Here is a 23,252-nt window from a genome sequence, read left to right on the forward strand (position 1 = left end):
GTCGAAGGATCAGCTCACAGCTTTAGTTGACCAAGTCATCGACCGAGGCGGACTCGTTCCGGGACAGGTTGATGCCCAGGTTCGCGGCCGCCCGCTCGAGGTCGTCGTCGTCGGAGTCGCGCATCTCGATCGCGACGCCGTCGCTGGAGAGGACCTCCACGTTCAGGCACAGCGCCTGGAGCTCCTTGAGCAACACCTTGAACGACTCCGGGATTCCCGGCTCGGGGATGTTCTCGCCCTTGACGATGGCCTCGTAGACCTTGACCCGGCCGACGATGTCGTCCGACTTGATGGTCAGCAGCTCCTGCAGGGTGTAGGCGGCGCCGTACGCCTGCATGGCCCAGCACTCCATCTCGCCGAACCGCTGCCCACCGAACTGCGCCTTACCGCCCAGCGGCTGCTGGGTGATCATCGAGTACGGGCCGGTGGACCGGGCGTGGATCTTGTCGTCCACCAGGTGGAGCAGCTTGATGATGTACATGTAACCGACCGACACCGGGTACGGGAACGGCTCCCCGGTGCGACCGTCGAACAGCTCGGCCTTGCCGTCGGTGTGGACCAGGCGCTCGCCGTCCCGGGTCGGGGTGGTCGCCCCGAGCAGGCCCATGATCTCCGCCTCCGAGGCACCGGAGAAGACCGGCGTCGCGGTGTTGGTGAACGGCTGGGCCGCTCGCGCCTCCGGCGCCAGCTGCCGAGCCCATTCCGGATCACCCTCGATCTGCCAGCCCTGGGCGGCCACCCAGCCGAGGTGGGTCTCCAGGATCTGGCCGATGTTCATCCGTCGCGGCACGCCGTGCGGGTTCAGGATGATGTCGACCGGGGTGCCGTCGGGCAGGAACGGCATGTCCTCGACGGGCAGGATCTTGCCGATGACGCCCTTGTTGCCGTGCCGGCCGGCCAGCTTGTCGCCGTCCTGGATCTTGCGCTTCTGGGCCACGTAGACGCGGACCAGCTCGTTGACCCCTGGCGGCAGCTCGGCGCCGTCGTCGTCCCGGCTGAACACCCGGATGCCGATGACCTTGCCGGTCTCACCGTGCGGCACCTTCAGGGAGGTGTCGCGGACCTCGCGCGCCTTCTCGCCGAAGATCGCGCGCAGCAGCCGCTCCTCCGGGGTCAGCTCGGTCTCGCCCTTGGGCGTGACCTTGCCGACCAGGATGTCGCCGTCCTGCACCTCGGCGCCGATGCGGATGATGCCCCGCTCGTCGAGGTCGGCGAGGACCTCCTCGGAGACGTTCGGGATGTCCCGGGTGATCTCCTCCGGACCCAGCTTGGTGTCGCGGGCGTCGATCTCGTGCTCCTCGATGTGGATCGAGGTCAGCACGTCGTCCTGGACGATCCGCTGGCTCAGGATGATCGCGTCTTCGTAGTTGTGACCCTCCCACGGCATCAGCGCGACGAGCAGGTTCTTGCCCAGCGCCATCTCGCCGCCGTCGGTGCACGGACCGTCGGCGATGACGTCGCCGGCCTCGACCCGCGCGCCTTCGTCCACGATCGGCTTCTGGTTGAAGCTGGTGCCCTGGTTCGACCGGCGGAACTTGTTCAGCCGGTAGGTGCGGTGGGTGCCGTCGTCGTTCATCACCGAGATGTAGTCGGCGGTGGCCTCCTCGACCACGCCGGACTTCTCGGCGATGAGCACGTCGCCGGCGTCCTTGGCCGCGCGGGCCTCCATGCCGGTGCCGACCAGCGGTGCCTCCGAGCGCAGCAACGGCACCGACTGCCGCTGCATGTTCGCGCCCATCAGGGCCCGGTTGGCCTCGTCGTGCTCCAGGAACGGGATCATCGCGGTCGCGACCGACACCGTCTGCCGCGGCGAGACGTCCATGTACTCGACCTCGTCCGGCGGGACCTGGTCGACCTCGCTGGAGCCCTTGCGGCGGACCAGCACCCGGCTCTCGGTGAAGGCTCCGGTCTCGACATCCAGCTTGGCGCTGGCCTGCGCGATGACGTACCGGTTCTCCTCGTCGGCGGTCAGGTACTCGATCTGATCCGACACGACGCCGTCGATCACCTTGCGGTACGGCGTCTCGATGAAGCCGAACGGGTTGACCCGGGCGAAGGTCGACAGCGAGCCGATCAGGCCGATGTTCGGACCTTCCGGGGTCTCGATCGGGCACATCCGGCCGTAGTGGGACGGGTGCACGTCGCGGACCTCGAGCGAGGCGCGATCCCGGGACAGACCGCCCGGACCCAGCGCGGACAGCCGCCGCTTGTGGGTCAGGCCCGCCAGCGGGTTGGTCTGGTCCATGAACTGCGAGAGCTGGCTGGTGCCGAAGAACTCCTTGATGGAGGCGACGACCGGCCGGATGTTGATCAGGGTCTGCGGCGTGATCGCCTCGACGTCCTGGGTGGTCATCCGCTCGCGGACGACGCGCTCCATGCGGGACAGGCCGACCCGGATCTGGTTCTGGATCAGCTCGCCCACGGTGCGCAGCCGACGGTTGCCGAAGTGGTCGATGTCGTCGGTCTCCACCGGGTAGACCCGGCCGTTCTTCGTCCACTCGGCGTCGCCCTGATGCAACCGCAGCAGGTACTCGACGATGGACAGCAGGTCGTCCTCGGTGAGGGTGCCGACGCTGGTCGGCTGATCGACACCCAGCTTCTTGTTGACCTTGTACCGGCCGACCTTGGCCAGGTCGTAGCGCTTGTCCTTGAAGAACAGGTTGTCCAGCAGGGCCTGCGCGCTCTCCTTCGTCGGCGGCTCGCCCGGGCGCAGCTTGCGGTAGATGTCCAGCAGCGCCTCGTCCTGCCCGGCGATGTGGTCCTTCTCCAGGGTCGCCAGCAGCACCGGCGACCAGGCGAAGTGCTCGCGGATCCGCTCGGTGTCCCAACCCAGGGCCTTGAGCAGCACCGACACCGGCTGGCGGCGCTTGCGGTCGATCCGCACGCCGATGGTGTCGCGCTTGTCGACGTCGAACTCCAGCCACGCGCCGCGCGACGGGATGACCTTGCAGCTGAAGACGTCCTTGCCGGCGGTCTTGTCCAGGTTCTTGTCGAAGTAGACGCCGGGCGACCGCACCAACTGCGACACCACGACCCGCTCGGTGCCGTTGATGATGAAGGTGCCCTTGCTCGTCATCATCGGGAAGTCGCCCATGAAGACGGTCTGCGACTTGATCTCGCCGGTTTCACCGTTCATGAACTCGGCGGTGACGAACAGCGGCGCCGAGTAGGTCATGTCCTTGTCCCGGCACTCCTCCTCATTCGCCTTGACCTCGTCGAAGCGCGGGTCGGAGAAGGACAGCGAGAGGTTGCCGGAGAAGTCCTCGATCGGCGAGATCTCCTCGAGGATCTCGTCGAGCCCACTGGGGGTCGGCTCCTCCTGGCGCGCGCGCCACTCGGCGCCGCCGACCAACCAGGCAAAGGAATCGGTCTGCAGGGCGAGGAGGTTCGGTACTTCGAGCGGTTCGCGGAGCTTGGCGAAGGAAACCCGGTTGAGGCTGCCTGCGGTGGACCTGGACGTGCTGGTGACTGCCAAGATTCGTCCTTTCGAGGACAAACACTGTGTGGACACTCGCTGATGCGCGGTCCCGCCCGTTCGCCGAGCGGCCGGAACCAAGGGGGTGTTCTGGTCGTGGGTTGGTGTCGTGGATGGTCAGGACATGGCCGGCACCTCTCGGTATCGCCCCAGGTCAGAGGGGGTCCAACCGGTCTTGGCGAGACGGCGGTCGGACTCCGACAGAGTCCAGGCAGCACAAAGAGGGCAGCGCAAACAAGTAGCTTACCACCGGAGGGCACGCCTGTCCAGACGTCTCCCCCGGGTTCAACCCCACGCCGACGAGGAGCACCTGAAAAGGCGCCGAACCTACGAGCCGGCGGACGGTGAAGTCCGAAGGACGCGACCCGCTATATGGCCGACGTCGAGTACTAGCGTGGCCCGCGGACCGAGATCCGTCAAGCATTACGTCGGATTCACCCCCGGTCGTCCCGGCCTCGTCGGCGACCGGATCGACGTCATCGCCGGGGCTTCCTCGGCGGGCCCTGGGTGGACGTGACGGGGCGGAACACCGGACCCGCGGGCCCCGTGCTGGGGACCCAGGTCTATTGCCCCGAGACTGCCGCTCCCGGACGATCACGCGGATGGGGAGCCCAACGTCAGGCAACGACACCGACGGTTCCCGACACCGCGCCGGCCGGGCCGCGATCACCACGAACGGGTGGGCCGGCCGACCCGACCGGGTCGGCATCGTCGCGCGGAGCGCCCGTCCGGCACGCTCGCAAACGGGCGTTAACCCGACCGTTGCCCGGGCCACCCGTCTGCCTTCACTCATTTGTTGTGCAGTGGACATTCGCCTCGTAATCTTCGTCCGGTTGGGGCAAGAGGTGTTTTCGATCTCGGATGCATCAGGACGGGCGACACACAGCAATGAGTCTTGACACGTGCCCTCCCCCGGAGACTTCCGTTCCGGTACCGCGCGCCCTGCCGGCCGCGAACACGGTGCTGGTGGGCCGTGAGGCGGAAATCGCCCGGCTCTGCGCCATGGTCGCGACACCGGGTCTGGTGACTGTCAGCGGCGAAGGCGGAGTGGGCAAGACCCGGGTGGTGCTCGAGGTGGCCCGCCGGGAAGCCCGCCCGGTCGACTTCGTCCCGCTCGCCGACCTGGATCGCACCGGTGCAACCCTGGCCATTCGCCGGGTCTGCGCACCCCTGCTGGTGAGCCGGTTCGACGCGGCCACCGGCACCCTTCGAGACGGGCCGCTGGTCGCGCCGGCCGAGGACCCGCGGCTGCTCGTGCTGGACTCCGTCGAGCAGGTAGGTCAGATCAGCGATCTGATCGCGGAGATCCGGAGCACCGTCGGACACCTGACCATCCTGGTGACCAGCCGCAGCCGGTTGGGGCTCAGCCACGAGCGGGTGTTGCATCTGGTCGGGCTGCCGACCACGCCCGACGGACCGGCCGTCGACCTGTTCCTGGCGCGCGCCGTCGCGGTCGGCGCCGATCCGCAGGCGATGGCCGCCCAGCGGCCGGCCATCGCGACCCTCTGCCGGGCCCTGGACGGTGTCCCGCTGGCCATCGAACTGGCGGCGGCGCGGACGCGGATGATGTCCCCGACGGCCCTGCTGGCGCAGATGCACTCACCGAACCACCGACGCCTGCTCACCCTGCTGGCCAAAGGTCCGGCCGACCTGCCGACCCGTCAGCTGTCCATGCGGGCCACCCTGGCGTGGAGCCACCAGTTGCTCGAACCGGCCCACCAGGTGCTGTTCCGACGGTTGGGGGTGCTGCCGGGATCGTTCAGCCTGGACGCGGCCGAGGCGATCGCCGGTGACGGGGCCGAACCGGACGCAGATGGCGCCACACCGGGGGACGCGGCGGAAGACGTTCTCGACGGCATCGCGGAGATGGTCGACCTGCACCTGATCGAGCCGGTCACGGCGCCCGCCGACCCCGAGCCCGTCCGCTTCGCCATGTCCGACGTGGCCCGCGCCTTCGCCGCCGAATTGCTCACCGCGTCCGGCGACGGACCCCGGGTGCAGCGACGGCTCGCGCATTGGTGCCTGGACCTGCTCGGCCGGGCGGAGCTGGGCATCACCTCGGTCGATGAAGCCGGGTGGCTCGATCGGATCGATCTGGAATTGCCGGCCATCCGGCAGTCGCTGGCCGCCTGCGCGGCCGATGGCGACTGGACGCTCGGCCTGTCGTTGTGTCTGCGACTCGGCGAGTACTGGTGCCGCCGCGGCTCGCCCACCGAGGGAATCGGGTGGTACCGCACCTTCCTGGAGGCCGCGCCGGAGTCGGGCGCCGACCCGACCGTCGTCGGTGCGCTTCCGGGCCACGACCGAGCCCGCCGGCTCGCGCTGGGCTGGTGGGCCCGGCTGGCGGTCGCCACCGGGGATCTGTCCCGGATCGAGGCCATCCGCGCGGCCCGCCCCGCCGCGATCGACCGGCATCGGCCGTCCGCCTGGATGAGCTGGACCGACCACCTGGTGCTCGGCCTGTTGATGGTGGGTGAGTACGAGGAGTGCGGGCTGCTGATCGCCGACGGCCTGCACGCGGCCCAGGAGCACGGCGACCCGTACTGGACCTGCATGTTCCTGCTCCGCCGCGCGTTCCTGCGCTGGATGGTCGTCCGCTGCGCGCAGGACCGGCTCGCCGTGCAGTGGGCGCGGATGGCATATGTCGCCGCCACCGACACGGGTCTGGTCCGGCTGGCGGCCCGGGCGGCCACCCTCATGTCGATGAGCCTGATGGCCGATCGCGACTGGGCCGGTGCGGACCGCCTGCTGACCCGCAACCTCGACGTGCTGCGCGCGGCCGGCGATGCGCAGGGCACGGCGATGGCCCGGAACCTGTTGGGCATCACGATGATCGAACTCGACCGCCCGGGCGAGGCGGCGGAGCATCTGGTCGAGGCGATCGGCGCGGCCCGCCGCTGCGACGACCGGCTCGCCGAGGTGACGGCCGCCTGGGCGGTGTCGTTCCTGGCCTGCCGGCTGGGTCGGCACGCGGACGCTGCATTGGCGGTCGACGCGGTCGCGGGCAACGGCCGGCTCCTCGAGCGGGCCCTGCCGGCGCCGGTGGTCGACGACTCCCGCCGCGCCTTCGCGGCGAGCACCCGTCAGGAGCCGGCCCCGATCGGCGAATCGGCGATTGCGGGGTGGGGCTGGCTCTCCGGATGGGCCGTGGGAATTGCCACCGAGATCGCCACGGACCACTCGCCGGCGGCGGTCCCGCCGTTCGCCCTGGGTGGGGCGGACGTGGTGGTCCCCATGGGCCCGGCAGGCGCAGTAGGCGCATTGGGCACCCTTGCGCCGATCGGGACTGCGCAAGGTGCGGACGAGCCGGCGACCGTTGAGGTGGGCGCTCCCCTGGCTTCGTTGGCGTCGGCGGCACCGGCGGCGGCCAGCCGGCCGTCGATGATCGCCACAGGGGACCGCGTCGTCGCGCACGTGCTGACGGCCCGCGAACTGGAAATCCTGGCGGCGATCGCCAGCGGCCGGACGAACGCCCAGATCGCCAGCGACTTCTTCCTGTCCACCAAGACGGTGATGCACCACAGCGTGAGCATCTACCGCAAGCTCGACGTCCGCGGCCGGGCCGAGGCCGTCGCGCTGGCATATCGGTCCGGCCTGCTGCGCGACCGGCTCGGCTGACCCGACCGGGTCCGGCCCGCCGCGCCATCGGCTCGAGGGGCCCGGCGGGGCGCCGAGGATGGACGGACTCGACCATCTGGGGACGCCCGAAGAAAAGAACCGCGGGAGTCAGAACTTTTCCGGTTCCGTACCCGACTACCCGGGGGTCGCCCAGCTGCGCCGGCCTGTGCCGCCGTGGCGCCGGACGCCCTGCCCCCGAAGAGGAGTCGCCCATGCGGTCGCCGATCACGCCCGGCACGCCGGTGCCCGCCGGGTCCGTCCGGGCGCCGAGCGGGGCGCCGCTGCCAAGTGCGCGGTGAGCGCCTTTGCGACCGGGGCGGGGCTCGCTCCGGCCGCCGCCCGGACGTCACGTCCCCGGACCGCCGTGCTCGTGCTGCTGCTCGCGTCGGTCGTGGCGATCGTGCTGTCCGTGGCAATCGGGTCCGTCGGCATCGCCCCGGGACGGGTGGTGTCGGTGATCGCCGGTCACGTGCTGCCCTGCCCGGTGGACGCGGCGGCCACCAGCGTGCAGGACCGGATCGTCTGGGAGTTCCGGTTGCCCCGGGCCTTGCTGGGATTCGTTGTCGGCGCCTCGCTGGCCGTCGCGGGCGCCGTCCTGCAGGCCGTGCTGCGCAACCCGCTGGCCGACCCGTTCGTCTTCGGTGTCTCCTCCGGCGCATCCGTCGCCGCGGTGGCCGTCCTGACCCTGGCCAGCGGGGCCTTGGCCAGCATGTCCGTTCCGGTCGCCGCCTTCGTCGGCGCCCTGGCCACCACGCTGGCCGTGTACGGGTTGGCTCAACGCCACCAGATCCGTTCACCGACAGGGAGTGTCACGCGATCCACCCTTCGACGGTTCGTCGGCGTCTCGACGGCCGCCATCGCGTTGCTGCTGGTCACGTCGGCCTGCTCCGGCGCCGGCGCCGAGCCCGTTCAGCAGCGCCGCTGACTCCGCCGCCTACCCGGTCACGCTGGAGAGCTGTGGCCGGTCGATCACCGTGACGTCCGAGGGTCAGCCTGTGGCAGTCCACGACCGAGGCGCTGCTCGCCCTGGGCCTTCGCGACCGGATCGTCGCGGTGCAGCAGAACTACTCGCCCTACCCCGCCTCGGTGGCGCAGGACGCACAGGGGCTCAACGCGATCGGCAGCTCGATGAGCTTCCCGTCAAAGGAGGTGCTGCTCAGCGAGAACCCCGACTTCGTGACCGGGCAGGTGCTGGACGGGTCCGCGTTCGACCCGGCGCAGGGGTACGCGACGGTGCCGCAGATCGAGCAGACCGGGGCGACGGTCGACGGCGCCAACCTGTGCACCTCCGCGGATGCGCAGGACATCAATGTCTGGAACGTCGACGCCGCCGCCAGAACGCTCGGTGACTTCGGCCGCATCTTCGGCGTCAGCGACAAGGCCGATGCGGTCATTGCGACTCTCAACGCCGACAGGCAGCAGGTCATCGACGCGGTCCAGGGCAAACCGCCGGTCAGGACCGCCTATTTCAACGGTGGCACCGGGCCGGTGATCGTGCTCGCCGGTGGCATCTACGACAGCCTGATCAGCACCGCAGGCGGCGAGAACGCCTTCCCCTCGACCGCCGTCTACGTCAGCAAGGAGGAGTTCGCCGCCTCCGACGCCGACGTCATCCTGGTCGGCACGTTCGACGGCCAGGACTTCGCGTCGCAGAAGGCCTTCCTCGAGGAGAACGTCCCCGACCTGCCGGCGGTCAAGAACGGCCGGATCAGCGAGGTCCCGACCGCGGAGACCGACTCGTCCATCGCGATCATGGTCGGCCTGACCACGATCGCCAACGCCCTTCATCCCGACCTCAACCTTCCGGTCCCGTCCGCGTGAGGGCGCCGGGCACCAACCGAATCGGGGGCCAGGACATGCACGACGACCAGGCGTCCGACCGGACCCCGACCGGCGCCGGTCATGACGCGGCGACGGGTCTGACGACCGGCAGCACCTTGTTCATCGCGGCGGACGGCGATGAGGCCAAGCGGCGGGCGATCGACCGGTTGATCGCCGCGCACGACGCCCTGGCCGCACTGCCCGGCGTGCGCTTCGCGACCGGCGAGGACATCGTGATCTGGCTGCATCCTGGGTTCGAACTGCTCGACGTCGTCGGACCGTTGCATTTCCTCTCGGCGACGGGCGCGGCCGTCCACCTGGTGACCACCGGCGCAGCGGGCGTGCCGGTGGTCAGCGGCGGCGGCACCGCCGTGGTGCCGACGATGACGGTGGCGGAGCTCCCACCGGCCCCCGCCGTGATCCTGGTACCGGGCGGCGACACCGGCATCCTGCTCCGGGACGCCCCCGCGATGGCCGCTCTGGCGTCGGTGGGGGCGAATGCCCGCTGGGTGACCAGCGTGTGCACCGGCTCGATCGCGCTGGGGGCCGCCGGGCTGTTGCGTGGTCGCCGCGCCACCTCACATTGGTCGATGCGTCACCTGCTCCCCGGGTACGGGGCGATCAAGGTCGACGAACGCGTCGTCGAGGACGGGAACCGGCTCACGGCCGCCGGCGTCACCGCTGGCAGGATCTGGCCATCCGGCTCGTCGCCCACCTGTGCAGCGAGAACCATGCCCGCTGCGTGGTGCTCAGGGCCGAGTATGCCCCGCAACCCCCGTTCGACACCGGGACGCCGGTCACCGCCGGCCCGGCCTTGACCGGCCTCTCCCGGGGTTTCCTGGCGCCGATGGAGGTGGAGCTGCAGGCACCGACCTCTTGTTAACGTGCCGGGCATGCCGATCAAACTGGAGAACGTCGCCATCGCCGTCCGCGACCTGGACGCCACCATCGCCTTCTTCACCGACCTGGGGTTGACGGTGATCGGCCGGGACACGGTCAGCGGCGAGTGGACCGACACCGCGGTCGGTCTGGACGGCAACCACGCCAAGATCGCGATGCTCCAGACACCCGACGGGCAGGGACGGCTCGAGTTGTTCGAGTATCTGCATCCCGCCGCGATCGAGACCGAACCCACCTTGCCGAACGAGATCGGGATGCATCGGGTCGCGTTTTCGGTCGACGACCTGGACGAGGCGCTGGACATCGCCGCCCGGCACGGCTGCCATCCGCTGCGCGGGGTCGGGACCTACGCCGATATCTACCGGCTGACCTACCTGCGCGGTCCGAGCGGCATCATCGTCATGCTGGCGCAGGAGCTGCGGCCGAGCTGATCGGCCGCCGGCCCTGGCCTTAGCTGCCGGAGCTGCAGTTCGCCCATCGTCGGCCATCCGACCAGGCTAGGACCCCGATCCCGGGGCCGTCGGGTAGGGCGCGCACGAAATAGGGCGTTCGCCCGATGCCCCTGCGGCGCCCCGACTGGTGGGCTCGGCTCGCACGCTGCCGTCAGGCATGCGTCGTCCGACGGCCGGCCGACGGGGGTGAACGCGGTGGTACTCGGGCCACTGGCGCAGCATCGCCGGTCCGGCGCGGGCGCGATCGGCCGGATGATCGGGATCGGCGCCACCACCGTCTGCCTGACCGGGTGCAGCTTCTTCTCCGGGCTGCGCGGGGACGACGGCCCGCAGCCCGTCGAGGTGTCGGTGTTCAACGTCCAGATCGGGCAGTGCTTCGCCGCGCAGCAGGAGATCCAGGCCGAGATCGCGACGCTGTCCGCGATTCCGTGCGACGGGCCGCACCGCCAGGAGGCCTACGCCACCGTCGCCTACCAGCCGCCGGCGGGCGTCCAAGGCGATGCCTTTCCCGGCGATGCCGCACTCAAGTCCTGGGCGGATGCCAACTGTGCCGAACAGTTCCAGAATTACGTCGGCATCAGCTATCTCGATTCCTCGCTGTTCTTCACCTACCTGGTCCCGTCGGCGCGCGGGTGGGAGCAGGAGAACGATCGCTCGGTCGTCTGTTTCATCACCACGACCGGCGCCGAGCTCACCTCGTCGGCCAAGGCGTCCAAGCTGTGAGGCGGGGGGTGTCGATCCACGATGGGTAAGCCGTGTGCGGTGTCCGGCGCCATGATCACCTGCTCGTTCGGGTTGGCCCCGTCGACCCTGAACGTGGTCGCCCCGCGGCCGACGGTGGAGGGCCGCCCGCTCGCCAACATCACCGACATCGCGCCCGGCGCGAACATCCCGCCGTTCGGCATGTGCCAGTCGCTGGCGAACCCGACGGTGGCCGCCGCGACCGCGGCCGCGCTCGGGGTGCTCACGCCGATGCCCTGCGTCCCGGTGGTCGTGGCCCCGTGGACACCGATGGCCCCGCAGATGACCGCGGGGGGCGCGCCCGTCGTCGTGGCCGGGTCGCAATGCTTCTGCGCCTTCGCCGGCACGATCTCCATCACCATGCCCGGCGCCGTCCGCACCACGGCGGCCTGATCCCAGTCCACGTCCAGCCCGGTCCCCAACCCAAGGAGTGCAGATGCCCACCTACGCCGCACCAGGTGTGTACATCGAAGAAGTGGCGTCCACCCAGAAGGTGCTGTCCGCGGCACCCACGTCGGTCGCCGCGTTCGTCGGATTCACCGAGAGCTACCCGACCGACGACCCGACGGACCCGGAGGGCCTGGCCCCCCGCCTGGTGACCAGCTGGTCGCAGTTCGAGGCCCTCTACGGGAGTTTCACTCCCGGCGCGATCCTGCCGCTGTCCGTCTACGGCTACTTCGCCAACGGCGGAGCCCTTGCCTACATCGTGCGGGTGCCGAACACCGCGCCGTCCGGCCAACCCGCCACCCGGCAGCTCCCGGCCGCCGACCGCGCGCTCGGCCTGCCGCTCACGGTGGAGAGCATCGAACCCGACGCCAATCTCACCCTGCGGGTGACCAGCCAGGACACCGACGAGGACGGGCCGGCCCCCTTCACCCTGGACGTGCTCGACGGGCCGACCGTGGTCGAGTCATTTTCCGACCTGACCCTGGGCAGTGGCAAGCGCAATGTCGCCACCGTCGTCAACGACACATCCACCCGGATCAAGGTCGAGGTGCTGCTCGAGGCCAAGACCGACCTGTCGAGCCAGCTCGAGCTGCTCCGGCCGGGCCTGTACCCGCTCGAGAAGGCAGCTCCGGAGGCGGTTCCGGTCAGTGGCCGCAAGTTCGCCGGGTCCGAGTCCGCCCGTCAGGGGATCAACGGGCTGGCGGTCGCCGACGACGTCACCATCGTGGTGGTGCCCGACCTGATCACCGCGGCCACCAAGGCCGACGGCACGTTGGACCTGGGTCTGTGGAAGGCTGTGCAGACGGCCCTGATCAGCCACTGCGAGCAGAACGGCAACCGGATGGCCGTGCTCGACGCGCCGCCCGGCATGACGCCCCAGCAGATCCGGGACTGGCGCTCCGAGACCGCCATGTACGACTCGGCGTTCGCTGCGCTGTACTACCCGTGGATCAAGGTGGAGAACCCCATCGGGGTGAACGGCGACGCCGAGATCTTCATCCCGCCCAGCGGCCACATCGCCGGGGTGTGGGCCCGCACCGACGAGACCCGTGGCGTCTGGAAGGCCCCGGCCAACGACACCATCCGCGGCTGCCTGGATGTCGCCTACGGCGTCACCCAGAACGAGCAGGCGGTGCTGAACCCCATCGGCATCAACTGCATCCGACCGTTCGGCACCCGGGGCATCCGCATCTGGGGGGCCCGCACGCTGGCCAGCGATTCCGACTGGCGCTACATCAACGTCCGCCGGCTGTTCAACATGGTCGAGAAGACGATCGCGGACGGCACCCAGTGGGCGGTCTTCGAGCCGAACGACGTCTCCCTGTGGGAGGGCATCAAGCGCACGCTCAACGCGTTCCTGCGCGGATTGTGGAGCACCGGGGCGCTCTTCGGCCAGTCGGTCGATCAGGCCTTCTACGTCAAGTGCGATGCCGAGAACAACCCGCCCGAGTCGATCGACCAGGGCCTGCTGATCGTCGAGGTCGGCATCGCCCCGGTCAAGCCGGCGGAGTTCGTCGTGTTCCGCATCGCCCAGCACAAGCAGGTCGCGAACTGATCCCTGACGCTCCCAGCCACGTCATTCATTCAAGGAGACCACCATGCCCAATGCGGAACTGATCAACACCGACCCCATCGTCAGCCAGAACTTCTTCCTCGAGATCGACGGTGCGGTCGTCTCCATCCTGTCCAGTGTCTCCGGCCTGGACATCGAGATGGAGGTCGTGACGATGGAGCAGGCCGGGGCCAACGGCAAGGTCCAGGTCGTCAAGACCCTCGGCAAGTCCAACAAGGCGCCCGACCTGTCGCTCACTCGCATGGCCCCACCGGACATGACCCAGGACAAGATGTGGGGCTGGTTCAACGACATCCGGGACAAGGGCATCCTGCTGTCCGACCGCACCAACAACCGCAAGAGCGGTTCGATCGTGATGTACGACTCGACCAACGCCGAGATTGCCCGGTTCAACTTCACCAACGGCTGGCCGTCCAAGATCTCCACCGACCAGCTGTCCGTCGAGTCGAACGATCCGGTCAAGGAGACGATCACGCTCACCGTCGAGAGCCTGGCGAGGGTGAAGTGAGCCTGACCACCGCGTACGAGTTCACACTCCCACGCGGGTATGTCGACCGGAACGGTGAGGTACACCGGACCGGCCGCATGCGGCTGGCTACCGCCCGGGACGAGCTCGAGCCGCTGCGCGACCCCACGGTGCAGGGTCCGGACGACCCCCGGCTGACGGTGCTGATTCTGGCTCGGGTGGTGCAATCACTGGGCAGCTTGGACCTGGTCACCCCGCACGAGATCGAGGGTCTGTTCGCGGCCGATCTGGCCTTCCTGCAGGATTTCTACGGCGTGATCAACTTCGGCAGCCAGCAGGAGTACGAGGAGCTGCTGGCCACCCAGGTGCAGGCGCCACCGCTGATCGGGGTCAGCGCCCCGGTTCCGCGGGCGCCGGACCCGACCCCACCCGCCGGTGGGGCCGGTCCGACGGCGGCCCCACCGGCGTCGCGGCCCCGCATCGAGGAAATCCCTCGCGTGCCGGCCTGATTCGCCATGTTGCGGTATCCGGTCGACGTGCTGTGGCAGGAGATGGCCTACCTGGCCTACCACCTGCACTGGCCGCTGGAGGAGCTGCTCGACCTCGAACACATGGATCGGGTCCGGCTCGTCCGGGCAGTGGCCGGCCTGAACGAGCGAGCGTGGGAGGTGGTCCGTGAGTTCGCCTGACTCGACGCGCTACCTCGGCGGCGACCTCGCGCTCGGCTCGCGATTCCTTTTCGAGGTCGACGGTGTCGAAATCGGACTGTTCGCCTCGGTGGTCGGACTCGAGGTGAGCTCGAAATTCGTCGAGGTGGTCGAGGGCGGTCAGAACGGTTTCGTGCACCGGCTGCCCGGCCGGCTCGAGTGGCCGACGATCACCTTCACCCGCGGGCTGACCGACGCCGACGCGCTGTTCGACTGGATGAACAAGACCGCCGGCGAGGGGTTCGCCGCGGCCGGCAACAAGCTGGTCCGGTCGACCGGCGCGATCACGGCCATCGCCGGCAACGGTTCACGGCTGCGGGCCTGGTCGTTGGAAGGTGTTTACCCGATTCGCTGGACCGGCCCCCGGTTCAGCACCACCAGCGAGGACCCGCTGACCGAGGAGCTGGAGATCGCCCACCACGGATTCCGTAGCTCGGCGCCGGGCCGATGAACGGCGGCCCGGGCGACGACCCGACCGAGGCCCTGGCTGCGGAGGCGGCCGGCGCGGCGGTCCCGGACGGCGAGCGCCCCGCGACGACGGCACCCTCGGTGTTCGCCCGATCGCTGGCCTCGCGCTGGGCGTTCCCCGGACCCCGGACCCGGCGACGTCCGGCCGCCCTGGGCAGCATCGGCGGCGCCGCCCTCCGGTTCACCGCGGGTCTTGGCCAAGCGCCGCGGATTCGGCGCCACCTGGCCGGGCCGGTGCCGATCGCCCCGGCCCGGACCGAACGGCAGGTGCGCCCGCCGCTGTGGTGGTACCCGTCCAACCACGGAACCGAGGAGTCCTGGGGCGCCGCCGCTTCCGGGTGGGCGGCTGCGCGCGGACCCTCGGGTGGTGCCGCCCGAGCGGCTGATGCCGGATCGGTCGCTCGCGGTCCGGACGGCGGGACGAGCCGGGCCCCCGCCACCTGGCCGGTGACCGAGATTCCATCCCGGTCCCTGCGCCGGGCGGCCGGATCGGTGCCATCCCTGCGTGGTCGCGGCCCCGGAGCAACGACGACCGGAATGACCGGGAAACCTGTTGCCGTGCGCCGCATGCCAGAGGTGAACTTCGGCGGTTCGATGGCCGGGGCGGCGCGAAAACTCGTAGCCCCCCGTCCGCGGCCACCCGGACCCGGTCCGGGCGTGGCCGGGCCGGCGTCGTCCGCAGGTGGTTCACCGCCGGGGACCCGCCCGGGGGACGGCCCGGCCGCCACCGTCGTCCCCCGATCCCGCCCCGCCTCGGCGGCCCCTCCGCGCAGCACCCCGGCGAACACTCCCCGCCCCACGGAGACTTCGCCATCCGCGGGCACTCCCAGTTCGCCCTTCACGCCCCGGTCTGCGGGCGCTCTCAGTTCACCGGCAATGTTCGGGTCCGCGGGCGCTCCGGGTGCAGCGGCACCTTCCCTGTCCGCGGGAGCTCCTGGTGCACCCGGAACTCCCCCGTCGGCCGGCACGACCGGTTCACCGGGAGCCCCCCTCTCCGCGGAGACCCCTCGCGCTGGGGATCCCCGCTCCGCGGAGGTGATCCGCCGAAGCGCGGCCCGCCAACCGGGTATCCCCTCCGGGTCGGACCCGCACCGGAGCCGGCCGGACTCGCCTCCGCCCGGGAACGGCGTCACTCCCGGCTCCGCGACGGACCATGCCCGCCCAGCGGGCACCACTGATCCGTCGGCGCGACTGACGTCGACCGCCCTTACCTCGACTCCGGCGACCGAGGTCCCGTCCGCCCGGCCACCCGATTCCGTCCCGGCGAGCCTGCTTCGACGCACGGCCGACTTGCCGGCGGCCAACCCTCCTGGGCCGTCAGCCCACCCGAGACTCTCGGACCAATCACCGTCCGGCGTGCCAGGGACCCCCGACCCGGCGACGGACGATGCCCGGCCGGCCGGTCAGACGGTTCCATCGGCGAGCCCGGGCGCCGGGCCCGCCGTCGCCGGTGGGCCTGCGGCGACCGGAATCCCCGGGAGCGGAACGGGTTTGGATGTCGGGCCGGCAGCCCAGCAGGTGCCGTCCATCCGGCGCGGGCCGGTGTCCCAGGGCGAGCCGGTGCCCCAGAGCGGGCCGGTCACGTCGGCGTCGGGCGAGACTTCGGCGGGTAGCCCGCTGCCCGGGGCCTACCCGGCGGTCCGGCGCAGGACCACCGCGCCCGCCCCGGGGAGTTGGACAAGGCACAGCATTGCGCTTCGGCGGCGGTGGGCCGGGCGGAGTTCGGAAGCAGCACGGGCGGAAGCCGCGACCGCGGCCACGGAATCAGCCGTACCGGTGCGACGTGGAATCTCGGCCTCCGGGCAGCCGGCCCGAACGACCCCCCTCGAACCACCCGGCACATTCGGCGCAGGCGGACAGGAGCGGGCCGCGGCCGTGCGCGTGCGGTCGGTGCCGGTGGATCAAGGGCCGCGGGCCATCCGGACGGCCCCACCGGCGCCGAACCTCGCGGCGCCCGAACGAGGCACATCGCCGGCGGCACCGTCGGTGTCGGCGATCCGGCGGCGGTGGTCCGGCGGCCGGCCGGCCGGTGTCTCGCCGAGCCCGACGGGCTCCGGCGCGCCCGCCGCCCAGCCGGTACCGTCGCCGGCAGCCCCGCGGGCGGCGGAAGGTCCTGCGCACCGGGTGAATCCGCTCAGCCTGGGGCCGTTGATGCTCGGGTCGCGCGAGCGGCCCGCAGTACCGGGCACCCTGCCCCGCACGGGCGATCCGGCGGCAACCGGGTCGAGCGACGACGCCACCCGCAACGGATGGCGGCCCGGTCGTTTCATCCGCCGGTCGGTGGTCGCCCGGGTCCGGTCGGCCGCCCGGTTGCCGGTCCCGCCGCGGCTGGCCCGGATCGACCGGACCGGCCCGGCGACGTCGCCCACGGTCGGGCGGTCGAGCGGTGCGGCCGCGTCACCACCGGCCCCGACCCCGGCCGCGCCGGCCGGCCGGCCGGGCATCGTCACCGGCTCGCCGACGCTTACCGGGTCGCCGTCATCTCGAGCCGGGCTTGAGGCCCCGCGGAGTCGCGCGGGGGACCCCGCAATGCCCGGCATCGACGGACCGGCGGCCCGGTCAACCGGCTCGAGTTCGTCGGCGCCCGGTGGACCGACGGCGGCCGGCACCGTCGGGGCGGAGGCGGGTGCCGCGGCCACGGTGGTCCGTCGCTCCGCGTCATCCCCGCCGTCATCCACATCCGGCTCCGCGTCGTCCCCGCCGTCATCCATATCCGGCTCCGCGATGCCGGCGACCACCCATCCGGCTCGGGCGGCGGGTGTCCGGACCGCCCCGACCGACCGCTCGTCCGGGCGGGCCGCGGACCCGACGTCGGTGGCCGGATCGCCGCCGGCCCTCTCCTCGATGCCCCCCGTTGCCCCGGCCCCGCTGCCGGCCGGGTCGGCCGACGCGGACCGGTCGCCGAGCCCACCGACGCCCGCCGCGGCCGGCGTGCCCGACATCTCGACGGCCGGGACGATCCGACGATTCGCCCCGGTTGCCGGCGGCGTCGCGACGCCCCAGGGCACCAGGCCCGATGACGTGAGCGAACCCGACCGTCCCGTCCTCGATGTCCGGGACGGGCGGTCGATCGGTCCGACGGTCGTCGCCCTCCCGGGCTCCGCCGGCGGTGCGGCCCTGGCCGCCGGCCCAGCCTCCGGAGGCATGCCGCCCGGCAGCCTGATTCGACGCGCGCTCGTCCCGGGATGGGCCCCGGGCCACCTGCTGGGCGGCCGGGCACCGGACACAGCTCGGCCCGGCAACCCGACCGCACCGGCATCGGCGATCGGTGCCCAGTGGGGGTTGACCCGATCGGTCGCCGCTCTGTCGACGGCGGCCGGGGCGATCGACGGCACCGCCGGCCGATGGGCGTTCAAGACCATCCGCCCGACCCGGTCGATGCGTCGGCCGGCACCGTCGATGACGGCCCTCGCCGGCTTGGCGACGGCTGCCCCACGACCGGAGCGGGTCGCGGGCGATCCCCGTCACCGGAGCAGCGCACCACCGTTGGCGTCGTCCGATCAAACGGGGAACATCCGGGCGTCCCACACCACCGGACGTCGCCCGGGCAGCGTGCCCGCCCCGATTTCCGGGCCCGGATCGCGGAGCATCCGCCGGTCCCACGCCGGCCGTGGTTCCGCCGGCAACGGGCCCGACGTCGGCACCGCGCCCGGGTCGCGCGAATCCCGGTCAGGCCGGGCCGGCCGCATCGCTGCGCACGGGGCACACTCCCCGGCGGAAGCGGCTTTCAGCCGGTCGCGCCCGGGAGGACGCGGAGTCGGCTCGGGCTCGGGGACGGCGTCGCCGGCCGCCGGTTCCGCGCGAGCCATCGCCGGGTCGCGTTCGCCTTGGGCACGGCCGGCCACTGGCCTGCCGATGGCCGCCGGGGCCACCCTGCCGTTCGCCGTCGGCCGTCCCGGAGTGCCGACGGCGACGGGCGGCCGGGGTATCGCGGCGCAGGGCGGGACGAACCGATCCACCGTCACGTCCATCGGACGCGCCGGGGTGCACGGAGGCCTCGCCACCGGATCGTGGGTGGCCAGCCCGATCGCTCCCACGGCCTCCGCCGCCACGACGCGAGCGGCCGGACCGGCTCCGGCAGCGATCCGGCGCCAGGCGGGCTGGGCGGTTCGCCGACGAACCGGGTCCGTTGACCTGGCCGCGGGTGCGTCCTGGTCGGGAACGTCGCAACCGCCCGCGATTCAGCGCCGTACCGGGGTCGGACCGACGCCGCGCGGCTCCCAACCGAATCGGATCGGCGGGACGGACCGCACCGCAACGGGAACCGTGCTCCAGCTGGCGGCCGGGTCCGCCGCGCGCGCAACCGGGCGGGCCACTGGCCGCGCGCCGGGCAACGACCCGGCCGCCGGCGACCGCCGCTCCGGGCGAACCGACCTCCGCGCCGACAGCCGAGTCGTTCGTCGCCGGACGGCGGAGGCGACACCGGCTCAATTGTTCCGCGCCACCCGACCCGAAGTCACCACATCGGCGGGCTCCGGCTTCCTGCTGCCGACGGCGATGCGGTCCATCCTTCCGACGGGGGCGCCGGCGTCCGGGGTGGCGTCGCTCGGGTCGGCCCGCACGATCAGCCCGGCGGCGAACGCAGCGCGCGCCGGGGCCGCCGGCCGGCCACCCGGCCCTGTCGCGCGCCGTGACCGCGGCGCGGCGGCACCGTTCGTCTTGCGACGCTCCCCGGCCCGCGCGGCCGCCCATCCCGACGACGCCACCGACGCGATGATCGGTCGCGCACGCACCGCCGCGCCGACCCCGCCGCTCACCGGCCCGGCCGGCCGGGTTCGGCCGAACGGCGCCGCTGGTCACGGCCGCCAGAGCGAACCCGGCATGACCGCGGGGCGCCCGAACCCGGCCCCGGCCGCCCGACCGAACCCCGCCGCCGTCGCCGGACTGCTGCTGCGGCAGGTGATCCCGGCCGCGGCGGTGGTCGACGCGGCGATCGCCGGGGTGATCCGGCGGATGCCGCCGGCGCCACCGACCGGTACTCCGCGCCTGGGATCGCACCGGCAGACCGGTGACCGCCGCGGACCGGATGTGCCGCGCAGCGCCGACCCGAACTGGTCCTTCAGCGGCGCGCGCGGCGAGCGGGCCCTCACCGGCGCGGCCATCGGCGCCCGCACCCGGGGTTCCCGATCGCTGACGCCGCCCGGTCCGGTGTTCACCGACCCGACCGGCGGCCCGGTGAACCCGACGACCAGCACGACCGAGGTCACCGCCCGCCGCGGCAGCCTGGTCGACCTCATCCCACCCTCGTTGTTCGACCGGGCACGGGCCGGCCTGGCCGACCCGTCCGGCGGCGGCGGGGTCCCCGGCCGCCAGCCGGTCGCCATGCCCAGGGAGGTAGCCGTGAGTTCCCCGACGGACGACGTCGTGCCGCGGCAGCAGATCGCCGAAGCACTGACCCCACGCGAGTGGGACGAACTGGTCGACATCATCGTCGACCGGCTCGAGGAGCGGGTACTGGACGAGTTGGCGCGGCGTGGCCGCCGCTTCACCCCGGGGGTGTTCTGAATGGCCCTGACCGAGAAGGCGTTCCTGGAGATCGAGGGCCGGCCGGACACGATCCCGTGCATGTTCAACCCGGCCGAGCTGACCGTGTCGCGGTCGAATTCATGGCGGGCCGAGTCGTTGGGCGGCCAGGGCGTCGGCCAGGTCCGTTACCTCGGCGCGCAGTCCGGCGAGATGCGGCTGACGCTGCACTTCGACACCACCGATACCGGGCAGACCGTCGGCCAGCACACCGGCAAGGTGCTCAAGCTGATGGACGTCGACTCATCGCTGCCCGGCACCGACGCGCAGAGCAATAACGCCCGCCCGCCCTACGTCGTCTTCCACTGGGGAAACCTGCACTCGTTCAAGGCCGTCGTCACCGACCTGACGCTGCGTTTCACCTACTTCTCCTCGACGGGGGTGCCGCTGCGCGCCGAGGTCGATCTGAGCCTTCGTCAGTTCGCGCAGTCCGACGCGTTCGGTCCGCAGAACCCGACGTCCGGCACCCCTCACCCGCACCGCGTCCACCGGGTGCAGCCGGGCGAAACCCTGGACCGCATCTCGGCGAAGTACTACGGCGACTCCACCCGCTGGCGCAGCATCGCCCAGGCCAACGCGGTCGCCGATCCGCTGGCCCTGCGGCCCGGGCAGCTGTTGTCGATTCCGGGGGGTCAGGGATGAGCGAGCGAATCATCGGCACGTCAGATCGGCGCCCCTTCCCGGGGCGACCGAGCTCGCGAGGTGCCCCGGAAGGGGTGGCGAGATGAGCGAGCGACAGCGAGCGAATCATCGGCACGTCAGATCGGCGCCCCTTCGCGGGGCGACCGAGCTCGCGAGGCGCCCCGGAAGGTGTGCGGAATGACGGTCGCGCTGCAGATCAACCGGACGGCGCCGGTGATCGACGTCAACGGATCGCCGCTGTCCACGAGTCACCTCGAGTCGCTGATCGAACTGCGGATCAGCCGAGCGCTGCGGCTGCCCGGCCGGGCCGTCCTTCGGTTCGACGATGCCGGCCACACCCTTGCCGCCGGCGGCATTTTCGGCATCGGCACGCAGGTCAAGATCACCGGCGGCCCCGGTACCGTGCTGCTGGCCGGCGAGGTCACCGGGGTCGAGTTCACCATGGACCGCGGGCAGCCCGAGTTCACCGTCGTCGTCGACGATCTGGCGTACAAGCTCACGCTGGGCGCGAAGATCCGTACGTTCGCCGCCATCACCTACGGTGAGGTGATCGCCCAGATCTGCCGGGAGCAGGGTCTGAGTTACCAGAATCGGGGCGGCACCGACGCGTTGACCACCCAGCAGGACTACCTCATGCAATCCGACACCGACTTCGGCTTCCTCACCGAGATCGCCGATCGCACCGGCAACGACTGGTGGGTGGCCGAGTCCACGCTGGTGGTCTCCGCCCCGTCGGACGGGCAGCCGGTGTCGTCGCTGGGTTTCGGCGACGATCCCACCCTCGTCGGGTTCACCGTGAAGGCCAGCGCCCTGCATCCGGCCGAACCGGTCGTGCACGGCTGGTGGCCGCAGACGAAGCAGGCGGTCACCGCGAACGGGCGGGCCACCACGGCGAGCAGTGTGGCGTCGCTGGTGGAACCGTTCATCACCGCGAGCGACCTGACCTCCCGGGCCAAGACGGCGACCGCCACCGAGGTGCCGCTCGACCAGACCGACGCCGAGGTCCTGGCCAACCGGCTGGCGGGCCGGTGGACGGCGGGCGCGGTCACCGCGAAGGCCACGACCCGGCAGGTGGAACCGGCCGTGGTGCCGGGCGCGACGGTCGCCATCACCGGGGCGGGGCCGGCATCCGGCAACTACCACGTGACCGAGGTCGAACACGTCTACAACCGCAAGGGTTTCGCCACCCGGTTCACCGCCGGCGACCGTCGGCCGTCGTCCCTGGTCGACGCCCTGACGAGCGAGGCGACGTCCAGCTTCCGCCGGCACGGCATCGTCATCGGCGTGGTCACCAAGGTCGGCAACCCGAACGGCTCGCCGGGCGAGGTGACGGTCGCCTACAAGGCGGCCGGCGATCAGCTCGAGTCGAACTGGGCCCGCGTCATCACGTTCGGCGCCGGCAGCGGGCGCGGCGCCACGTTCGTCCCGGAAATCAACGACGAGGTCATCGTCGGCTTCGAGGGCGGTGACGTGCGCCGGCCGATCGTGCTCGGCGGGGTCTACAACGGGCAGGACGTGCCGGCCGAGTTCGGGGTGGCCAACAGCAAGGTGAACAAACGCCGGATCACCTCGCGGGTCGGTCATTTCATGGAGTTCGGCGACGGTGACGCGGCCACCGACCAGCACATCAGCTTCATCCTGGCCGGGGCGGAGCACCAGATCGTGCTGGGCAAGGAGAAGTTCGAGGCGACCGTGCCGGCGGGCAAGCCGATGACGATCAAGTCCGGCAACTCGTCGATCGCCATCGGCAGCGACGGCTCGATCACCATCCAGGGCAAGAAGATCACCCTGAAGGCCGACACCGATGTCGAGGTCTCCGGCGTGAACATCACCCAGAAGGCCAGCGTGAAGGCCGAGACGTCGGGCACCCAGATCGCGATCAAGGCGTCGGCAACGAACGAGGTCTCGGCCGGCGGGGCGATGACCATCAAGGGCGCGATGGTGGCGGTCAACTGATGACGGTGAACAATGTCTGACATCGTGCCGGCCGGAGCGGTCTCGCGGGACCCGGCCCACCCCGAGGCGTCGTTCATCGGGCGCGGCTTCTTCTGGCCGCTGCAGGTCGACCACACCGGCTCGATCCGGCTCACCGAGGGCGCCGACGACCTGGAGGCGGCCATGCGGGTGGTCCTGACCACCGCGCCGGGTGAACGCGTGATGCGAGCCCAGTTCGGTTGTCGCATCTGGGATCTGCTGTTCGAACCGGTGACCGCGAACGTGCTCGGGCTGATGGCGCAGGCGGTCCGGGACGCGTTGGTGCAGTGGGAGCCGCGGGTGGAGGTGGAACGGGTCGACCCGGTGCCCGACCCGCGGGACGCCGCGCTGGTCACCATCACCATCGGATACCGGATCAGAGCCACCAACGACCGGCGTAACCTGGTGTTCCCGTTCTACGTGATCCCGCACGAGGAGGGGTGAG

The 23,252-nt window shown here is 71.4% G+C and carries 18 protein-coding genes; 16 read left to right on the forward strand and 2 right to left on the reverse strand.

The window, feature by feature from the left end:
* Positions 1-22: 22 nt before the first annotated feature.
* On the reverse strand, positions 23-3,475 hold the full coding sequence (locus ACILSK_RS20280) for a DNA-directed RNA polymerase subunit beta (protein WP_395728999.1): 3,453 nt from the start codon (positions 3,473-3,475) through the stop codon (positions 23-25).
* 888 nt (positions 3,476-4,363) lie between these two features.
* On the opposite strand from ACILSK_RS20280, the gene ACILSK_RS20285 reads away from it, so the two are divergent.
* The 12 genes from ACILSK_RS20285 to ACILSK_RS20340 all read left to right on the forward strand — a co-directional run bounded on the left by ACILSK_RS20285 (position 4,364) and on the right by ACILSK_RS20340 (position 14,651).
* On the forward strand, positions 4,364-7,093 hold the full coding sequence (locus ACILSK_RS20285; protein WP_395729000.1) for a LuxR C-terminal-related transcriptional regulator: 2,730 nt from the start codon (positions 4,364-4,366) through the stop codon (positions 7,091-7,093).
* 58 nt (positions 7,094-7,151) lie between these two features.
* The gene (locus ACILSK_RS20290) at positions 7,152-8,018 is read left to right on the forward strand and encodes a FecCD family ABC transporter permease (protein ID WP_395729001.1); all 867 of its coding nucleotides are present in this window, start codon (positions 7,152-7,154) and stop codon (positions 8,016-8,018) included.
* A 68-nt stretch (positions 8,019-8,086) separates the two neighbouring features.
* Entirely contained in the window at positions 8,087-8,914 is an 828-nt protein-coding gene (locus tag ACILSK_RS20295) for an ABC transporter substrate-binding protein (protein ID WP_395729045.1), read from the forward strand.
* A gap of 35 nt (positions 8,915-8,949) precedes the next feature.
* On the forward strand, positions 8,950-9,732 hold the full coding sequence (locus ACILSK_RS20300) for a DJ-1/PfpI family protein (protein WP_395729002.1): 783 nt from the start codon (positions 8,950-8,952) through the stop codon (positions 9,730-9,732).
* Positions 9,733-9,807: 75 nt separating this feature from the next.
* Positions 9,808-10,245 carry a VOC family protein gene (locus tag ACILSK_RS20305; protein WP_395729003.1) on the forward strand — a complete coding sequence of 146 codons (438 nt, stop codon included), beginning with the start codon at positions 9,808-9,810 and terminating at the stop codon, positions 10,243-10,245.
* Between the two features lie 216 nt (positions 10,246-10,461).
* Complete coding sequence (locus ACILSK_RS20310; protein ID WP_395729004.1) at positions 10,462-10,989, forward strand: septum formation family protein; 528 nt, start codon at positions 10,462-10,464, stop codon at positions 10,987-10,989.
* A 21-nt stretch (positions 10,990-11,010) separates the two neighbouring features.
* On the forward strand, positions 11,011-11,400 hold the full coding sequence (locus ACILSK_RS20315; protein ID WP_395729005.1) for a DUF4280 domain-containing protein: 390 nt from the start codon (positions 11,011-11,013) through the stop codon (positions 11,398-11,400).
* A gap of 43 nt (positions 11,401-11,443) precedes the next feature.
* Positions 11,444-13,009 carry a phage tail sheath family protein gene (locus ACILSK_RS20320; RefSeq protein WP_395729006.1) on the forward strand — a complete coding sequence of 522 codons (1,566 nt, stop codon included), beginning with the start codon at positions 11,444-11,446 and terminating at the stop codon, positions 13,007-13,009.
* Positions 13,010-13,052: 43 nt separating this feature from the next.
* Positions 13,053-13,535, forward strand: coding sequence for a phage tail protein (locus tag ACILSK_RS20325; RefSeq protein WP_395729007.1), 483 nt, complete (start codon positions 13,053-13,055; stop codon positions 13,533-13,535).
* Entirely contained in the window at positions 13,532-14,002 is a 471-nt protein-coding gene (locus tag ACILSK_RS20330) for a hypothetical protein (protein ID WP_395729008.1), read from the forward strand. The genes ACILSK_RS20325 and ACILSK_RS20330 overlap by 4 nt, the downstream gene beginning before the upstream one ends.
* A 6-nt stretch (positions 14,003-14,008) precedes the next feature.
* Positions 14,009-14,182, forward strand: a complete 174-nt coding sequence (locus ACILSK_RS20335; protein WP_395729009.1) for a DUF6760 family protein — start codon at positions 14,009-14,011, stop codon at positions 14,180-14,182.
* Positions 14,169-14,651, forward strand: coding sequence for a phage tail protein (locus ACILSK_RS20340; RefSeq protein WP_395729010.1), 483 nt, complete (start codon positions 14,169-14,171; stop codon positions 14,649-14,651). Before ACILSK_RS20335 ends, ACILSK_RS20340 begins: the two co-directional genes overlap by 14 nt.
* Positions 14,652-16,569: 1,918 nt before the next feature.
* On the opposite strand, the gene ACILSK_RS20345 is transcribed toward ACILSK_RS20340, so the two are convergent.
* Entirely contained in the window at positions 16,570-17,610 is a 1,041-nt protein-coding gene (locus tag ACILSK_RS20345) for a hypothetical protein (RefSeq protein WP_395729011.1), read from the reverse strand.
* 1,717 nt (positions 17,611-19,327) lie between these two features.
* Here ACILSK_RS20345 and ACILSK_RS20350 point away from each other — a divergent pair.
* The 4 genes from ACILSK_RS20350 (at position 19,328) to ACILSK_RS20365 (ending at position 23,251) form a co-directional block, all read left to right on the forward strand.
* Positions 19,328-20,173 (forward strand): hypothetical protein, encoded by an 846-nt coding sequence (locus ACILSK_RS20350; RefSeq protein WP_395729012.1) that lies wholly within the window; start codon positions 19,328-19,330, stop codon positions 20,171-20,173.
* Complete coding sequence (locus ACILSK_RS20355) at positions 20,174-20,833, forward strand: LysM peptidoglycan-binding domain-containing protein (protein WP_395729013.1); 660 nt, start codon at positions 20,174-20,176, stop codon at positions 20,831-20,833.
* A 177-nt stretch (positions 20,834-21,010) separates the two neighbouring features.
* On the forward strand, positions 21,011-22,789 hold the full coding sequence (locus ACILSK_RS20360) for a phage baseplate assembly protein V (protein ID WP_395729014.1): 1,779 nt from the start codon (positions 21,011-21,013) through the stop codon (positions 22,787-22,789).
* 12 nt (positions 22,790-22,801) lie between these two features.
* On the forward strand, positions 22,802-23,251 hold the full coding sequence (locus ACILSK_RS20365; protein ID WP_395729015.1) for a GPW/gp25 family protein: 450 nt from the start codon (positions 22,802-22,804) through the stop codon (positions 23,249-23,251).
* Position 23,252: the final 1 nt, after the last annotated feature.

Source organism: Nakamurella sp. (genome assembly GCF_044224575.1).
Lineage (GTDB): Bacteria > Actinomycetota > Actinomycetes > Mycobacteriales > Nakamurellaceae > Nakamurella.